13 protein-coding genes are annotated in these 16,421 nt (G+C 67.6%); 8 read left to right on the top strand and 5 right to left on the bottom strand.

From position 1 onward, the window contains the following. Positions 1-76: 76 nt before the first annotated feature. Positions 77-1,810 (top strand): FAD-dependent oxidoreductase, encoded by a 1,734-nt coding sequence (locus GNT64_RS21090; RefSeq protein WP_156681272.1) that lies wholly within the window; start codon positions 77-79, stop codon positions 1,808-1,810. On the opposite strand, the gene GNT64_RS21085 is transcribed toward GNT64_RS21090, so the two are convergent. Together GNT64_RS21085 and GNT64_RS21080 are read right to left on the bottom strand one after the other, a co-directional pair. Continuing rightward, positions 1,800-2,552: an SDR family NAD(P)-dependent oxidoreductase gene (locus GNT64_RS21085; RefSeq protein ID WP_156681271.1), complete on the bottom strand. Its 753-nt coding sequence runs from the start codon at positions 2,550-2,552 to the stop codon at positions 1,800-1,802. The two genes, GNT64_RS21090 and GNT64_RS21085, sit on opposite strands and share 11 nt — an antisense overlap. A gap of 29 nt (positions 2,553-2,581) precedes the next feature. After that, complete coding sequence (locus tag GNT64_RS21080; protein WP_156681270.1) at positions 2,582-3,352, bottom strand: SDR family NAD(P)-dependent oxidoreductase; 771 nt, start codon at positions 3,350-3,352, stop codon at positions 2,582-2,584. A gap of 190 nt (positions 3,353-3,542) precedes the next feature. On the opposite strand from GNT64_RS21080, the gene GNT64_RS21075 reads away from it, so the two are divergent. The 5 genes from GNT64_RS21075 to GNT64_RS21055 are packed head-to-tail and all read left to right on the top strand — an operon-like array spanning position 3,543 to position 8,971. After that, positions 3,543-4,316: an enoyl-CoA hydratase-related protein gene (locus tag GNT64_RS21075; RefSeq protein ID WP_156681269.1), complete on the top strand. Its 774-nt coding sequence runs from the start codon at positions 3,543-3,545 to the stop codon at positions 4,314-4,316. Between the two features lie 19 nt (positions 4,317-4,335). Then, the gene (locus tag GNT64_RS21070; protein ID WP_156681268.1) at positions 4,336-6,312 is read left to right on the top strand and encodes an oxidoreductase; all 1,977 of its coding nucleotides are present in this window, start codon (positions 4,336-4,338) and stop codon (positions 6,310-6,312) included. Positions 6,313-6,325: 13 nt separating this feature from the next. After that, positions 6,326-7,114, top strand: a complete 789-nt coding sequence (locus GNT64_RS21065; protein WP_156681267.1) for an SDR family NAD(P)-dependent oxidoreductase — start codon at positions 6,326-6,328, stop codon at positions 7,112-7,114. Positions 7,115-7,124: 10 nt separating this feature from the next. Continuing rightward, the gene (locus GNT64_RS21060) at positions 7,125-8,225 is read left to right on the top strand and encodes a Gfo/Idh/MocA family protein (RefSeq protein ID WP_197277177.1); all 1,101 of its coding nucleotides are present in this window, start codon (positions 7,125-7,127) and stop codon (positions 8,223-8,225) included. After that, entirely contained in the window at positions 8,222-8,971 is a 750-nt protein-coding gene (locus GNT64_RS21055) for an SDR family NAD(P)-dependent oxidoreductase (protein ID WP_231639140.1), read from the top strand. The genes GNT64_RS21060 and GNT64_RS21055 overlap by 4 nt, the downstream gene beginning before the upstream one ends. A gap of 214 nt (positions 8,972-9,185) precedes the next feature. Here the strand turns inward: GNT64_RS21055 and GNT64_RS21050 are convergent, their stop codons facing one another. The 3 genes from GNT64_RS21050 to GNT64_RS21040 all read right to left on the bottom strand — a co-directional run bounded on the left by GNT64_RS21050 (position 9,186) and on the right by GNT64_RS21040 (position 14,112). Then, positions 9,186-11,681 (bottom strand): TonB-dependent receptor, encoded by a 2,496-nt coding sequence (locus GNT64_RS21050; RefSeq protein ID WP_156681266.1) that lies wholly within the window; start codon positions 11,679-11,681, stop codon positions 9,186-9,188. A gap of 163 nt (positions 11,682-11,844) precedes the next feature. Then, positions 11,845-13,071 (bottom strand): acyl-CoA dehydrogenase family protein, encoded by a 1,227-nt coding sequence (locus tag GNT64_RS21045; RefSeq protein WP_156681265.1) that lies wholly within the window; start codon positions 13,069-13,071, stop codon positions 11,845-11,847. 21 nt (positions 13,072-13,092) lie between these two features. After that, positions 13,093-14,112, bottom strand: coding sequence for a phosphotransferase family protein (locus GNT64_RS21040; RefSeq protein ID WP_231639139.1), 1,020 nt, complete (start codon positions 14,110-14,112; stop codon positions 13,093-13,095). A gap of 157 nt (positions 14,113-14,269) precedes the next feature. Between GNT64_RS21040 and GNT64_RS21035 the strand changes: the two genes are divergently transcribed. After that, on the top strand, positions 14,270-15,106 hold the full coding sequence (locus GNT64_RS21035) for an enoyl-CoA hydratase/isomerase family protein (protein ID WP_231639138.1): 837 nt from the start codon (positions 14,270-14,272) through the stop codon (positions 15,104-15,106). A 110-nt stretch (positions 15,107-15,216) separates the two neighbouring features. Beyond that, complete coding sequence (locus GNT64_RS21030; protein ID WP_156681263.1) at positions 15,217-16,410, top strand: acyl-CoA dehydrogenase family protein; 1,194 nt, start codon at positions 15,217-15,219, stop codon at positions 16,408-16,410. Positions 16,411-16,421: the final 11 nt, after the last annotated feature.

The raw sequence follows: 16,421 nt of genomic DNA, 5'->3' as shown, positions 1-16,421 counted from the left end.
GGCGCTGGCGCACCCGACGTCGCCAGCGCGCTGCCACCCGGCTAGACAGACCGGCAGGCGTTGAACGGAGAGCTGGATGTCCGAAACCTATGATGTGATCGTGGCGGGATCAGGTTCGGCGGGCATGATGGCGGCCGTCCGCGCCAGCGAACTCGGCCTGCGCGTGCTGGTCGTGGAAAAGGCGCACAAGTTCGGCGGCACCTCGGCCACCTCGGGTGGCGTTATCTGGGTGCCCAATCACGGCCTCGGCACCAGCGACAGCCGCGAGGAGACGCTGCGCTATCTCGACGGCGTGACGAACGGCCCGATCCGCCGTGACCGGCTGGAGGCGTTCGTCGATACCGGCCCGGCGATGGTCGCCTACCTGAAGGAGATCGGCATGGAGCCGATCGTCATGCCATGGCCGGACTATTTCGCCGAAGCACCGGCCGCGCGCGCGGATCGCTCAATCGTGTTCCCGATGTATGACGGCCGCAAGCTGGGCGATCACTTCCCCAAACTGCGCGAGCAGTTCACCCGGTTCAAACTGATGAACCGCTACACGATGGACTTCATCGAGGCGAATTCCATCTCCACCCGCGCGCCCGGCTGGCTCAAGACGCTCGCCCGGGTCACGTCTCGCTACTGGGCCGATGTCTCCACGCGCCGGCTCACCCGGCGGGATCGCTACCTCAGCCTCGGCGCCGCGCTGATCGGGCCGCTGGGCAAGCGCCTGATCGATCGCGGGGTGGAGATACGCCTCGGCACCGCCGTCGAGAAGCTGCTGTTCGAGGGCGGACGCGTCACCGGCGTGGAGGTCAATCGCTTCGGCCGTAGCCGCACCATCAACGCGCGGCACGGCGTCATCGTCTGCGCCGGCGGGTTCGAATGGAACCAGACCTTGCGGGACCGCTATTTTACCGTGCCCGGCAGCACCCGCTGGAGCAGCACGCCGGAAGACGGCAATGACGGCAAGGTGCTGGAGGCGGGGCTGGCGATCGGCGCCGCCACCGAATTCACCGAGACCGGCTGGTGGGTGCCGACGATGCCCGTGCCGATCCCCGGCGTGTCCAACTTCGAGGAGATCCACCAGGCGGTGTTCGATGTCGGCCGGCCGCACAGCGTCTGCGTCAACCGCAACGGTGATCGTTTCGTCGACGAGGCCTGCGGCTATGACCGGTTCGGCAACGCCATGCTGGAGGATCAGGTGAAGACCGGCGCCAATGCGCCCTGCTGGCTCGTGTTCGATGCCACCTTCCGCTACAAGTTCCCGGCCGGCGGCGTGATGCCGACCGCGATCATGCCCGATCGCAAGATCCCGGTGGACTGGTGGGATCATTACATCTTCCGCGCCGACACAATCGAGGCGCTGGCCGCGAAGATCGAGATCGATCCGGCGACGCTCGCCGCCACGATCGGCCGGATGAACGACTATGCCCGCACCGGCGAGGATCCGGAGTTCGGACGGGGCGGCAACGCCTATGATCGCAATTTCGGCGATCTCACGCTCAAGCCCAATCCCTGCCTCGGCCCCATCGGCAAGGCGCCCTTCTATGCCATCCCGGTCAACCTCGGCGATCTCGGCACCAAGGGCGGGCTGAAATGCGACGCGCGCGCCCGCGTGCTGGACGAGGGCGGCGCACCCATTCCCGGCCTCTACGCCGCGGGAAACGCCTCTGGTTCACCGTTCGGCAACTGCTATCCGGGTGCGGGCGGCACGATCGGTCCGGCGATGGTCTTCGGCTTCATCGCCGCCAACGACGTGGCCGATCAGGCGAAGGCCATGTCGCTCGGCACCTACACGCACAACCAGGCGGCGGTCACACGCTGAACCCGCCGTCCACCACAAGCGACTGGCCGGTGACATATTTCGCGCGGGGCGACGCGAAGAAAGCCACTGCCTCGCCGATATCCTCGGCGTCGCCAAAGCGGCGCAGCGGGATCGATTTCTTGAAGTGCTCCCAAAATTCGGGCGTGTAGAGCGACGCGATCACCGCGCTGCCCATCCCCGCATCGAAACTGCCCGGGGCGACGCTGTTGGCACGGATGCCGTAGCGCCCCTCCTCCTTCGCCACGGCGCGGATCAGCGATTCGATACCTGCCTTCGGCACGGAGGAAAGGGCATCCCCCGTCGGATAGCGTGTATTGGCCATCGAGGTAACGAACACCAGATTGCCACCGCCCTGCGCACGGAACAGCGGCAGGGCCACCCCCACGACATGCAGCGCGCCCATCAGTTCGGTCTCGATCACCTCGCGCCACTGCTCCTCGGCGATCTGGCTGACATAGGGCTGACCGATCGCGACGCCGGACGCGACGACGATCGCATCGATCCGGCCCATCGCCGCATTCGCATCGGCGATCGCGCGCCGCACCGATGTGCCGTCCCGCATGTCGCATGCGACCGGCACGCCGGCGCAACCCTCCGACAGTTCGGCGATTAGTGCCGTCACCTTCTCCGGATTGCGGCGATAGCTGATCGCGATCTCCACGCAGTCACGCGCCATCGCCAGGACGGAGGCGCGGCCGAAGCCGCCGGTTCCGCCGATCACCAGCGCGCGATATCGGTCCACTACCTGGTCTCCAATCGATCGGTGCCGCGTCAGGGCCGGATGGCGCTGCCGCCGTCCACGTTCAGTTCCTGTCCGGTGGTGAAGCTCGACGCATCGGACGCCAGCCACAGGCAGGCGGCGGCCACCTCGTCCACCGTGCCCATCCGCCCCATCGGATGGATCTTCGCGAAATGGGCATAGGCCGTCTCGCGCGGCAGGCCGGTGGCGGCCAGCGCCTGTTCCAGCATCTCGGTCTCCGTGCCGCCGGGATGCACGCTGTTCACACGGATCGGCAACCCCGCCGCCGCGCATTCCAGCGCGAAAGCCTTGGTGAAGGTCGTCAGCGCCGCCTTCGACGTGCAATAGCCGACGAAGCCCGGCACCGGCCGTTGTGCGAACACGGACGAGATGTTGATGACGCTGCACGGCGCCCCGCCCCGCTTCAGCAGCGGCAAAGCGGCGCGGCACCCGTTGAACGGGCCGTCCAGATTCGTACTCATCAGCCGCCGCCAGGAATCCTCCCCGACCTGTTCGGTGGTGCCCTGTTCGGTGATGCCGGCGCAGTTCACCAATATGTCCAGCGCCCCCCACCGCGCGTCTATCGCCGCGACCGCCGCGTCCCACTGCGCCCGGTCGGTGATGTCGATCGCCACGGCCACCGCTGCTTCGCCGATCTGGCGGGCGACGGCTTCCGCATCCGCGATCCGTCGCGCCGCGACCGCCACGCGTGCGCCCTCTCGCGCGAACAGGGTCGCGATCGCCTTCCCCATGCCCTTGGCGCCGCCCGTCACCAGCGCGACCTTGCCCGTCAAAACGCCCACGCACCCTCTCCCGATATTCGCCGGGGCGCACCCCTGCCGGCCTGTGTGCCGGGGGCGCGGCAGGCGATCCACACGCATGAGGCGCCATGCGCGGCGGTGCACGTCCGAGTGCAAGGGCAGACAACGGACCCCGCTGTAACCGCCGGGGGGACGCGGCTATCCTGCCGGCGTACATCACGGGAGAGCCGCCATCGACACGCCAAGCTTCACCTCGCTTCGGCTGGATATCGCCGACGGCATCGTCGAACTCACGTTCACCCGCCCCGATCTGCACAACCGCTTCGACGTGATCGCGCATGAGGAGTTCGTCGCCGCGCTGCGCCACGTCGCCCGCATCGAGCATGCGCGCGTGCTGATCGTAGCGGCGGAGGGCCGCAGCTTCTCCGCCGGCGGCGATTTCGAGGAGATGCTGGAGGCGCACCGCTCCGCCGCGATCCGCGCCCAGATGACGCGCGATGCCCGCAACGTGCTGAACGGCCTGATCGAGCTGCCCATCCCGGTCATCTCGGCAGTGCAGGGTGCCGCGATCGGCCTCGGCGCCACGATCGCCACCATGGCGGACATCGTCGTCGCCTGGCGCCACGCGAAGATTGCCGACACGCATGTCGCGGTCGGCCTCGTCGCGGGTGACGGCGGCGTGATCGCGTGGAGCCAGTCGATCGGCCTCAACCGCGCCAAGCGCTATTTGTTGAGCGGTGACGTCATCACCGGCGAGCAGGCCTATGATTTTGGCCTCGTCACCGAACTGCTTGACAGTGCGGAGGCGGTGCTTCCTGCCGCCCGCGCGCTGGCACAGCGGATAGGCGCGCTGCCGGCGGGCGGCGTAAACGGCACGAAGAAGGCCTTCGCTGCGATCACGCGCGCCCGGATGGGCGAGGCCTTCGAACTCGGGATCGCGCTGGAAATGGACTCCATGGCAAGCCCCGATCTGGCCGAAACGGTCGCGCGTCTGAGAAAGCGCTGACAGCAGACGGAGCCGCCCGATGGCCTACACCCACGTCGACAAGCCGATCCGCCTCGGCAATATCGAACTGAAGAACCGGATCGTCCGCCCCGCCCACGCCACGGTGCTCGGCGAAGGCACGATGAACGACCGGCTGATCGCGTATCACGAGGCACGGGCGCGCGGCGGCGCGGCTCTTTCCATCCTGGAGGTCGGTTCGGTCCACCCGACTTCGGCCTTCTGCCTGAACATCTTCGATCCGCAGGTGGAAGGCGGGATGCGCCGGCTGGTCGAACGCTGCAAGCCGCACGGCATGAAGCTGTTCCAGCAGCTCTGGCATGCCGGCCAGCATATCCCGCCGGCGGACGGATCGCCGCCATGGGCACCGTCGGACAATCCCGGCGTGGAAACCGGCATCGTGCCCATCGCCATGACCAAGACGATGATCGACACGATCATCGGCGCCTATGTCGAGAGCGCGGTGCGGATGGAGCGCTGCGGCCTCGACGGCGTCGACGTCCACTGCGCGCACGGCTATCTCCCGTCGCAATTCCTCTCAGCCAACATCAACAAGCGCGAGGATGAGTATGGCGGCTCGTTCGAGAATCGCGCGCGCTTCATCATGGAGCTGTTGGCGGCGATCCGGTCGGCCGTGTCGCGCGACTTCGTCGTCGGCGTGCGCGTCGCGCCCGATCTTACCGTCGGCGGCGTCGGCGTGGACGAAAATCTCCGCGTGGCCCAGATGCTGGAGGCGCGTGGGCTGATCGACTATGTCAACGTCTCGGTCGGCAACTATAACAGCTATACGAAGATGGTCGGCGGCATGCACGAGCCGACGGGCTACGAGATGCCCACCAGCGAGCCGATCACTCGCCACATCACACTGCCGACGATGGTGATCGGCCGCTACCGCACGTTGGAGGAATGCGATCAGGTGATCCGCGAGGGTGCCGCCGACATGATCGGCCTCGTCCGCGCGATGATCGCCGACCCCGATCTGGTGAACAAGAGCCTGGCGGGCAACGCGGACCGGGTACGCCCCTGCATCGCCTGCAACCAGGCCTGCGTCGCCAATGCCGTGTATCTCTGGCAGGGCGGGCTGCGTTGCACCGTGAACGTCGGCGCCGGCAACGAGCAGTCGCTCGGAGACGCCAATCTGGAGTCGGCGGCGGAGCCGAAGACGGTATTGGTGGTAGGCGGCGGCCCGGCCGGCATGGAGGCGGCCCGTGTCGCCGCGATGCGGGGCCACAAGGTGATCCTGGCGGAAGCCGACGCGGCCCTCGGCGGCACGCTGCGCGCGGCCACGAAGGCGCCCACCCGCCACACGATGTTCGATATCGCCACCTGGCTGGAAGAGGAGATCTACCGCCTCGGCGTCGACGTGCGGCTCAGCACCTATATGGACGAGAACGACGTGATCGATACCGGCGCGGACGCGGTGATCGTCGCCACCGGATCGATGCCACGCATGGATGGCGTGCAGGGGTCGCATCCCGGCCAGCCGATCCGCGGCATGGATCGCGGCGGCGTGCTGTCCTCCACGGAGCTCATGCTGTATCCGCCGGCGGATCTCGGGCGGACGGCGGTCGTGATCGACGACGTGGGCCATTATGAGGGGCTCGCGGCGGCCGAGCAGCTCATCTCCAGGGGGCTATCCGTCACCTATGTGACGCGCCTGCGCATGCTCGCCCCCGCCGTCCAGGGAGCGCTGATGGTCGAGCCCTTCCTCACCCGCATGGCAAACCGACCCTTCGCCTACCGCATCCGCCACCGCGCGATCGCGATCCAGCCGGGCACCGTCGTCATCGGCCCGACGCACCTGACCGAAGACGATGTGGATACCGAGCGGCTCGACGCCGATACGGTCGTGGTCGTCACGGCCAACCGCCCGAACCGCGAAATCCATACCGCGCTGAAGGAACGTAACAGCGACATCCGTCTAGTCGGCGATGCCAATTCGCCGCGCTTCCTAGAAACCGCGATCCGCGAAGGGCATCTCGCCGGCGCCAGCGTCTGACAGGAACATTGCCATGCAGCTTGAGAACAAGGTCGCCGTCGTGCTCGGCGCATCGGCCGAGGAAGGCACCGGCTGGGCCATCGCCGAGCGTTTCGCGCGGGAAGGTGCGCATGTGCTGGTCGGCGCCCGGCGGCAGGCGCCGTTGCACGTGCTGGCCGAACGCATCGGCGGCACCGCCCAGCGCTGCGATCTGGCCAGCGAGGACGACATCGCCGCACTCGCGGCGAAGGCGCTGGAGGCTTACGGCCGGTTGGATATCGCGGTGAACGCGGCGGGCGTGCCGATGGGCGGCACCATCGCAAACACGCCCCACGCCGAGATCGTCCGCTCAACGGAGGTCAACTATTACGGCAACATCTTCTTCGTGAAGCACATGGCCGCCGCCATGGCGCAGGGCGGCTCGATCGTCCTGTTCTCGTCGATGGCGGCCACGCACCCGCTGGAACATGTGTTCGGCTATGCCTGCGCGAAGGCGGCGGCGGACTGCCTGGTGCGCTATGCGGCGATCGAATATGGCGCGCGCGGCATCAAGGTGAACTCCATCCTGCCGGGGGCGATCCGCTCCGAGATGTCGAGCGCGCTCTGGGCGGTCGAGGGGATGGAGGCCAGCTGGGCCGGCGAGGTGCCGCTCGCCCGCATCGGCGGCACGGCCGACTTCGCCGACGCCGCGCTGTGGCTGGCCGGGCCGTCCTTCGTCACCGGGCTGAACCTGCACGTCAGCGGCGGCAACCAGCTGACCCGCTTCCCTACCACCGGGGAACGGCCGGCCCTCGCCGGGGTGGACCCGACGAGCGGCGCATGAGGAGTATCGCGTGAAGACGATCGGCGTCGGCATCATCGGCTATGAAGTGGGACGCAGCTGGGCGGCGGTGGCGCATGTGCCGGCCCTCCGCGCGCTGCCCGATTACGAGGTCGTCGCCGTCGCCACCACGCGGCGAGAGACGGCCGAGGCCGCCGCGCGCGACATCGGGCTGAGCATGGACGCCGCGTTCGACGACGCCGTCGCGCTGACGCGCGATCCGCGCGTGGATGTGGTCGCCGTGACGGTGAAGGTGCCGCACCACCGCGTGCTGGTCTCGGCAGCACTCGCCGCCGGCAAGCATGTCTATTGCGAATGGCCGCTGGGCAACGGTCTTACCGAGGCCGAAGCGATGGCGGCCGAAGCCGCCGCCGCTGGCGTGCATGCGGCAATCGGGCTTCAGGCCCGGCTGGCGCCGCCGGTGCGACAGGCAAAGGCGCTGATCGCCGATGGCTATGTCGGCGAGGTGCTGTCGACCACGCTGATCGGATCGGGGATGCAGTGGGGCGATACGATCGACCGGCCGAACGCCTATATCATCGACGCTTCGCACGGCGCGACGATGCTGGCGATCCCGTTCGGCCACACGATCGACGCGCTGCGCCACGTGCTCGGCGATTTTGCATCGCTGTCGGCCACCATGGCGATCCGGCAACCCGAGGTGACGCGCGTCGAGACGGGCGAGACGCTGGTGAAGACGGCGGACGACCAGATCGCCGTTTCGGGCGTTCTGCAACGCGGGGCGATCGCCGCGATCCACTATCGTGGCGGCATGCCGCGCGGCACCGGCCTGCTGTGGGAGATCCAGGGCACGAAGGGCGATCTGCGCCTTACCGCTGCCGGCGGCCACGCCCAGATCCTGGACCTGACGCTGACCGGCGCGCGCGGTGGCGACCGCGACCTCAAGCCGATCGCCATCGATGCCGCCAGCCGCTGGGTGCCGGCAGATCTGGCAGGGCCCGCCGTCAACGTCGCGCAGGTCTATGCCCGGCTCGCGCGGGACATCCGCGATGGCACGCACGAGACGCCGGGCTTCGCCGAAGCGGTGGAGACCCATCGCCTGCTTGACGCGATCGAGCGCGCGGCGCGCACCGGCGCGAGGATCGCTGCATGACAGGCGTGACCGAACCCATGCTGCGGCTCGACGGCAAGACGGCGCTGGTGGTCGGCGGATCCAGCGGGATCGGCAACGGCATCGCCCAACTGTTCCGGGCGCAGGGCTGCACTGTCCACGTGTGCGGCACCCGCCCTGCCGCCGCCAACTATGCCGGCGAGGCCGGATCCGATCTCACCGGTCTCGATTATACGCAGCTGGATGTCGCCGATGCGGCGGCGATCGAGACATGGCAGCCGGCTTTCGACACACTCGACATTCTCGTTCTTGCGCAGGGCGCCGTCGTCTACCGTCGCAGGGAATATGAGATCGAGACCTTCCGGCGGGTGATCGACATCAACCTCAACAGCGTGATGCACTGCGCGGTTAAATTTCATCAGCTGCTGAAGGCGAGCGCCGGTTCGATCGTCGTCATCAGCTCCATCGGCGCCTACAAGTCCGTCGTCGGCAATCCCGCTTACGCGGCGTCGAAGGCGGGCGTCGTCGGCCTCACCCGCACGCTCGGCGATGCGTGGGCGCGCGAGGGCGTGCGCGTAAACGGCATTGCGCCGGGCATGATCGCGACCAAGATGACGGCGGTGACGACCGAGCATCCCGATCGCCTGCAGGCCGCGCTCGCCACGATATCGCTCGGCCGGCTGGGGCTGCCGGAGGATGTCGCCCGCACGGCGCTCTACCTGGTCTCGCCGCTGGCCGCCTATACCACCGGCCAGACGCTGATCGTCGACGGCGGCCGCAGCCTCTGAACGCACATCCTGAAGGTTCGCTTCGGTGCTGCGGACGCTCAGATCCCGTCTCCACCGTCCGCATGCGAGCCAACGCTTCGCGCTTATCGGCATGCGGAAAGAGCGGTCGTCGGTGCGTGGTAGAGGGTTATCGTCCGCGCGCCTCCCGCTCTGTTCCCGAAAGGGCGGGCGGATCGCGCGTCTGAACGCCCGATCCACCCGCGATCCCATCCGCTCAGCCGCCGAAGCGGTAGGACAGGCGCAGCATGGTCTCTCGCCCGCGGCTTACCGGGGCGGCGGTGTCGCCCAGCGTGCCGACGGCAGCCGCGCCGGGGGCCGATCCGGTGAACGGAACGTCGGTCGAGCGCACGAAATAATAGGTGTTGCCGAGATTGCGCCCGATCAGCGCCAGCTCCCACTTGTCGTCTTCCGTGCTCAGGCGGATCGAGGCGTCGTAGAGTTCATAGCCCTTCTGGAAGCCGCCCGGCGCCGAGACCGTGTCGCTGAAATAGCCGTCGCTGTGGCTCGCATTTCCGGAAAGGCCGAGCTTCAGCGCACCGATCGGCATCTCGTAGTTGAAGCCCAGATTGCCGGTCCACTCAGGCGCGCGGACGAGCTGGGTGCCGCTCAGATCCTGCAGCAGGGCATTCTGCCCCGTCACCCGGTTGAGTTGCGTGAAGCAGCGGCTGGACGATTCGCCCCGGTAGCAGCTTGCCTGATAATCGAGATACTCGCCCTTATTGTAATTCACCGCACCGTTGAGCGTCAGGCCTTCCAGCGGCGTGCGATAGGTGAAGTCGAACTCGACACCCTTCGTGCGTACCGAACCAGCGTTGCGTAGCTCCTGCTGCGTGCCCTGGATCGTGACCGAGACCTGCAGGCCCGTCGTCTTGTAATTATAGGCGGAAAGATTGGTGCGCAGCGCGCCATCGAGCAGGGACGCCTTGATACCGCCTTCATAGCCCTTGATCAGCTGCTGGTTGTAGATCGGGTTCTGCAGCGTCGCGAAGCGGCCGGTGGCGAGCGGTGCCGCCGTCGTGACCGCCGGCGCCACGGAATTATAGCCGCCCGAGAGGAAGCCTTCCTTGTACGCGCCATACACCGTCAGGTTCTGGGTGGGCCGGTAGGTAAGCGTTGCTTCCGGCGACAGGTTGTTGAAGCTGATCGAGCGATCGATGCCGTCGATCTCGACCAGCCTGCCCGGGGTCTGCGTCACGCCACCGTTACCGGCGGTGGTGAATACCGGAAGCTTCTTGCGCTCGTACGAGTAGCGGCCGCCGACCGAAAGCTCGAAATGCTCCAGGAACGTCACCTGCATCTGGCCGAACACCGAGTAGGCCAGGCCGTTCTGCACCAGCCGGTAGTTGTTGATGTAGTTGACGAAGCCGCCGGTCGTCGGGTTGCGCTGACCCGGATTGTTCGCGTTGCGGAAGGTCACGGAACCGTTCACCGCATGCGAATCCTGGATAAGCCCGCCCGCCAGGAAATTGACCGGGCCGTCGAAGTTGCTGGCGAGCCGCAGTTCCTCGGTGATCTCGCGAATGTCGAGGAAGTTGAAGCTGGCGAGGATTTGGCGCGGCAGCACACCAGTATCGAGATAATTGGAGGTGAAGTTGCCGCGATTGCGCAGCGTCACGTCATAATAGCCGGTGACGGACGACAAGGTGAGGCTGTCGTTCAGATGATAGTTGAGTTCGAGCCCGCCCAGCACCTGATGCTGCCGCAGGAAGGTCTGACCGTCGCCGAAGCGCGCATCCACCGTGCCGAAATTCGGGCCGAGCTGACCGAGTGCCACCGTGCCGTTCGCCTTGCAATCTTCCAGCGGCCCGTTGCCCTGCGACACGCCGAGCGGGCAGTTGACGATCTCGTTCTGCGCGGTCGAGGCGGTGCCCTTGATGTGGTTGTATGTCAGTTTCAGGCGCGCGTCGAACTGGTCGTTGGGCGCCCACTTCAGCGTGCCGCGCACGGCATATTCGGTCGCGTTCGGCGTGCGGCTGTCGGGGTCGCCGAAGATGCCGACGCCACTGTCCGGCGCGACGTTCTTCAGATAGCCCTTGATGTCCGAGAAGTAGCCGGCAATGCGGAACCCGAGCGTATCGGTGAGCGGGCCGGAGATATAGCCTTCGCTCCGCACCTCGTCGCCCTTGAACTCGTAACCGGTGGAAAGCTTCGCCTGCAGCGTCGACGTCGGATCGGCCGTGCGCACCGAGATGATGCCCGCCGGGCTGTTCTTGCCGAAGAACAGCGCCTGCGGTCCCTTCAGCACTTCCACCTGCGAGATATCCATCTCGCTCAGGCGGCGCACAGTGGCGCGGGCGACCTGAACACCATCGATGTTGAACGACACCGCCTGATCGCCGAACGGGTTCGAATCCGATCCGGCGATGCCGCGGATGGCGATAATGCCTCCCTGCACCGTACCGCCGCCTTCGCCGACGATCAGCGAGGGCACCGCGCGTGCCAGCCCGTCGATCGTGTTGATCGCCCGGCGCTGCAACTCGGCGGCGCCGACGGCGGTGAGCGACACCGGCACCGCGATCGAGGTTTCGTCGCGCCGCCTTGCCGTGACGAGTATCTCTCCGTTCTCTTCATTTTCCGCGCCGCTCGTTACGGGCGGCGTGGGTGTCTCGGGCGCGGGCGTAGTCTGCGCCATAGCGGCCGTCGTCATGCTCGCCAGCGACACGCCGGCAGCGAACAGCCGTGCGCTCCAGACCTTGGTTGAGTTCTTCATGTGCCTCCCCTTATTTTAGGATCCCGTCAGCCTCTCGGCTCGCCGCGCTTCTCTAACAGCTTAAGGTCGTCGCTTTTTGACCATTGGGGAACGTCGGCTTGACCGCGCGAGCATCCGATCCCGTTCAAACGTTACTGTGCCGAATGGGTGACACGCGGCTGAGTCAAGCGGTCTCGTAACGCTGCCGTTCTAGCCGGGCGATCGTCCGCGCGTGCACCTCGTCCGGCCCGTCCGCGATCCGCAGCGCACGCACGCGCGCGAACAGCGCCGCCGTGCCGGCGTCGCTGTCCAGTCCGCCCGCGCCGAACGCCTGGATCGCGTTGTCGATGATCCGCAGCGCCATCCGCGGCGCCGCCACCTTGATCATCCCGATCTCCAGCCGAGCCACCTTGTTGCCCACCTTGTCCATCATGTCCGCCGCCTTCAGCGTCAGCAGCCGCGCCATCTCGATGTCTATGCGCGCCTCGGCGATGCGCTGCTCCCACACGCTCTGCTGGATCAGCGGCCGGCCGAAGGTGGAACGCTCCATCAGGCGGCGCACCATCTTCTCCAGCGCGACCTCCGCCATGCCGATGATGCGCATGCAGTGATGGATGCGCCCCGGCCCGAGCCGCCCCTGCGAAATCTCGAAACCGCGCCCCTCCCCCAGCAGCATATTGGCGGCAGGCACGCGCACGTCGTCCAGCGCCAGTTCGAAATGGCCGTGCGGCGCATCGTCATAGCCGAAATTCGTCAGCATCCGGCCGATCGTGATGCCGGGCGTGTCGATCGGGATCAGCACCTGCGACATCTGCTGATGGCGCGGCGCATCGGGGTTCGTGCGTCCCATCAGGATGATGATCCGGCAATGCGGATCGCCGACGCCCGAGATCCACCATTTGCGGCCGTTGACGACATAGTCGTCGCCGTCGCGCACTATCGTGGTGCGCATGTTCGTCGCATCGGAGGAGGCGACGTCCGGCTCGGTCATGGCGAAGGCCGAGCGGATCTCGCCATCCAGCAGGGGCTTCAGCCAGCGATCCTGCTGCTCCCGCGTGCCGTAGCGATGCAGCACCTCCATGTTGCCGGTATCGGGGGCGGAACAGTTGAACACCTCCGACGCCCACGTCACCCGTCCCATCTCCTCGGCGAGCACAGCATAATCGAGGTTGGAGAAGCCGGCACCGCGATAGGGGCCATGATCGTGCTCGGGCGAAGGCGGCAGGAACAGGTTCCACAGCCCCGCCGCGCGCGCCTTCTGCTTCAGTGCCTGCAAGGTGGCGGGCTGCCGCCACCGCTCGGCCGTCAGTTCGGCCACGTAGGCCGGCACGGCTGGGATGACGTGATCGGCCATGAATGCCCGCACGCGCCCCTGCATCTCGCGTTGGCGCTCGGAGAGTTCGAAATCCATAATCTGTTCCCGCTCTGGCCGTCAGCTATTGTCGATGATCCGTCGCGCCTCATTGAGCAGGGCGACGGCGGAGGCGTGCAGCCGCCGCCCAGTCGCCGCGTCCGACAGGCCGGCCTGCGACCGGGCATGCGTGCCCTCCAGGATGATGCCCAGCTTGTAGCAGGCAAGCACCTCGAACCAGGGCAGGTCGGCCATGTCGCGCCCGGTACGCGCCGCGTAGCGGGCGATCATTTCCGCACGCGTCGGAAAGCCGTCCAGCGGCGCCACCCGCATCGTGAAAGGCAGCGCGCCGCGGTCGTCCGGCCAACTCACCAGCAGCCTGCCGAGATCGACCAGGGGATCACCCAGCGTCGCCATCTCCCAGTCCACGATCGCCAGCAGCGCGCCGTCGTCGCCATAGATCATGTTGCCGACATGATAGTCGCCGTGGATGATCCCGGGCCGCATCTCCTGCGGCAGGCGCCCGTCCAGCCAGCGGCCGACCGCGGCGACGTCGCCGAGCGACTGCGGCCCGTCCCAACCCTCGAACCGCGCATAGCCGTCCAGTTCGCCCGCCCAGCGGCCAACCTGCCGGGCGAGAAAGCCGTCGGGTTTCCCGAAATCGTCCAGCCCCACCGCCTCGGGATCCACCATGGCGAGCGAGGCCAGGCCGTCGGCGATGCCGATCCCCATACGGTGCCGCAGGGCGGCGTCCTCGCTTGCCGGCGCAGGCATCGACACGGTTGGATTGAACCCGTCGACCGGCTCCATCAGGTAGAATGTCGCGCCCAGCACCGCCGTGTCGGTGCACGCGGCGATCAGCGCCGGGTGCGGTACATCGGTGGCGGACAGCGCCTCCAGCAGGCGTATTTCTCGCTCCATGATGCGATTGCTCTGCGGGCGCGGATTGGCCGGCGGCCGCCGCAGGACGAAGGTTCGTCCGCCACGCGAGAAACGCATCAGGATGTTCTGGGTGCCGCCGGTTAAAAGCGATGCGTTGCGTATCGGCCCCGTTTCGAGGCCGCGCATGTCCATCCAGGCGGACAGCGTCGCAAGGTCCACCTCGGGCGGGTTCGTGGCGATGGCGTCAACTCCTCGGATCGGGCCGCCACCGTTTCGGCACCGTCGGGCGGCGTGGCAATCACCGACTACAGGCATGCGGCTACAGCCAAGCACGAGGCCGATCTCAGGCAAGCAGCTCGCCCGGTGGACTTATAGAGTGGACGATCACGGGAGGACGAGAGCGATGAGTAGCGGCGAAACGATCGAGGTTGAGGTGGCGGAAGCCGGCATCGCCGTGCTGCGACTGAACAATCCGGCACGGCTGAACGCCTTCAGTCGGGAAAGCGTGGCGCTGTTCAACCGGCGAGTGGACGATATCGCCGCCGATCCCGCGATCCGCGCGCTGATCCTGACCGGCGCAGGGCGCGGCTTCTGCTCCGGACAGGATGTGACCGCGGCCGACGCGCGCAACCGCACCGGCCCGAGCGGCCTCGTCGAGCGGCTGCACTGGCAGGAGCAGTTCGCCGGGATGGGGCGGCGCCTGCGCGCCATGCCGCAGTTGGTGGTCGCCGCGGTAAACGGCCCGTGCGTGGGTGCCGGCCTTGCGATCGCGCTGGCGGCGGACATGCGAATCGCCACCCCCTCGGCCCGCTTTATGGTCGGGGCGGTGCGCCTCGGCCTGTCCGCCGGGGAGAGTGGGATCAGCTACCTGCTTCCCCGGCTGATCGGCGCCTCCCGCGCGTTCGAGATCATGCTGACGGGTCGCGCGGTGGACGCGGCGGAGGCGGAACGTATCGGTCTCTGCGTCCGTCTCGTCGCGGAGGATGGATTGCTGGTGGAGGCCTGCACGCTCGCGCGTCAGGTGCTCGCGAACAGCCCGTTCGCCGTGGCCCATACAAAGCGCCTGATGTGGGACAATCTGGATGCCGGCAGCTACGACGCGGCGATCGAGCTAGAGAACCGCACCCAGATCCTCGCCTCCATGACGGACGATTACAAGGAGGCGACCGCAGCGTTCACCGAAAAGCGGCCGCCGCGATTCACCGGCCGCTGAACCGGCCGGCCTTGTCTCTGCGCGCAACTGCGCATGGCGGAGCAGCGGTTCCGCTTGGCGTTGTCCGGCGGCGGTGGAAGGGTCTCCGTGGCCCATCGAAGGACCCGCTCATGTCCGCATCCCCAGCGCCCCTGTCGTCGTTCGCGCCGGTCGGCGCCGATATGTTGCGCGCGCGGGCAAGGGCGATCGCTCCCGCCATAGGCGCACGATGGGACGAGGCGGAGGCGCTGCGGGACATTCCGGCCGCATCGATCGCCGCGCTGCGCGAAGCCGGGCTCACCCGCCTGTTCCAGCCGCAGCGATGGGGCGGGCACGAGGCCGATCCGACCACCTTCTTCGACGTGCAGAATATCGTCGCCGCGCAGTGCGCCTCCACCGCCTGGGTGCTCGGCGTGCTGAACGTACAATCGCTGGTACTGGCACTGTTCGACGATCGCGCACAGGCGGCCGTCTGGGGGCAGGATCCCGCTGCCCTCGTCTCCTCCTCCTTCATGCCGGTCGGCAAGGTGGCGGCCGCCGCCGGCGGGTACACGCTGTCTGGCCGCTGGTCCTTCTCCAGCGGGGCAAGCCACGCCGGCTGGGCGCTGCTCGGCGGCCGCACGCCGCATCCCGATACCGGCGCTGCGGAGCTGCGCATCTTCCTGGTACCGCGTGGCGACTATGCGATCCTCGACGTCTGGAATCCCTTCGGCATGCGCGCGACCGGCAGCAACGATATCGTTGCGAACGGCATCTTCGTGCCGGAATGGCGCACCCGCACGCTCGATCCCGGTCTGCTCAACGTCCTCAAGATCCATCGGCCGGGGCCGGCGCTCTATCGGCTCCCATGGCTTTATCTATTCTCCGCCGGCATTGCGAACTTCGCGATCGGCACGGCTCGCGGCGCGCTCGACGCCTTTCTGGATCGCGCCGCCTCCCGCGTCTCCGCCTGGTCGGGCCAGGTCTCGCGCGAGGATCCGGCGACGGTCGCCGCCGCCGCCCGCCTCGATGCCGAGATCGATCTTGTCGAGGCGAGCTTCCGCCGGAACGTGGCGATCCTTCAGGATCATGTCGCGCGCGACGTGGTGATCGGGCAAGGCGAGGCCATGCGCCTGCGCGTTCAGCTCACCTCGTCTGTGCGGCGGCTGGCGGCGCTGGTCGACGACTTCATGATGCTGCTGGGCGCGCGCGGCATCGATCGGTCATCGCCGGTCACACGGGCGTGGCTGGATCTGTGCGCCGCCCGCGCCCACCCCGGCAACGATCCGGCCGCGTCGCTGGCGGGCAGCGGCGCGGCGATGATCGGCTGCCGCGGGCAGGCCTGACGGTAGCCTGC

The organism is Sphingomonas profundi (assembly GCF_009739515.1).
GTDB classification, from domain to species: domain Bacteria; phylum Pseudomonadota; class Alphaproteobacteria; order Sphingomonadales; family Sphingomonadaceae; genus Alterirhizorhabdus; species Alterirhizorhabdus profundi.
This window is presented reverse-complemented; position numbering and strand designations above follow the sequence as displayed.

Bases quoted from the DNA above. Each gene is read 5' to 3' on its own strand.
- GNT64_RS21030 (WP_156681263.1), top strand. From the start codon at position 15,217: ATGTCCGCATCCCCAGCGCCCCTGTCGTCGTTCGCGCCGGTCGGCGCC.
- GNT64_RS21070 (WP_156681268.1), top strand. From the start codon at position 4,336: ATGGCCTACACCCACGTCGACAAGCCGATCCGCCTCGGCAATATCGAA.
- GNT64_RS21045 (WP_156681265.1), bottom strand. From the start codon at position 13,071: ATGGATTTCGAACTCTCCGAGCGCCAACGCGAGATGCAGGGGCGCGTG.
- GNT64_RS21055 (WP_231639140.1), top strand. From the start codon at position 8,222: ATGACAGGCGTGACCGAACCCATGCTGCGGCTCGACGGCAAGACGGCG.
- GNT64_RS21090 (WP_156681272.1), top strand. From the start codon at position 77: ATGTCCGAAACCTATGATGTGATCGTGGCGGGATCAGGTTCGGCGGGC.
- GNT64_RS21065 (WP_156681267.1), top strand. From the start codon at position 6,326: ATGCAGCTTGAGAACAAGGTCGCCGTCGTGCTCGGCGCATCGGCCGAG.
- GNT64_RS21050 (WP_156681266.1), bottom strand. From the start codon at position 11,681: ATGAAGAACTCAACCAAGGTCTGGAGCGCACGGCTGTTCGCTGCCGGC.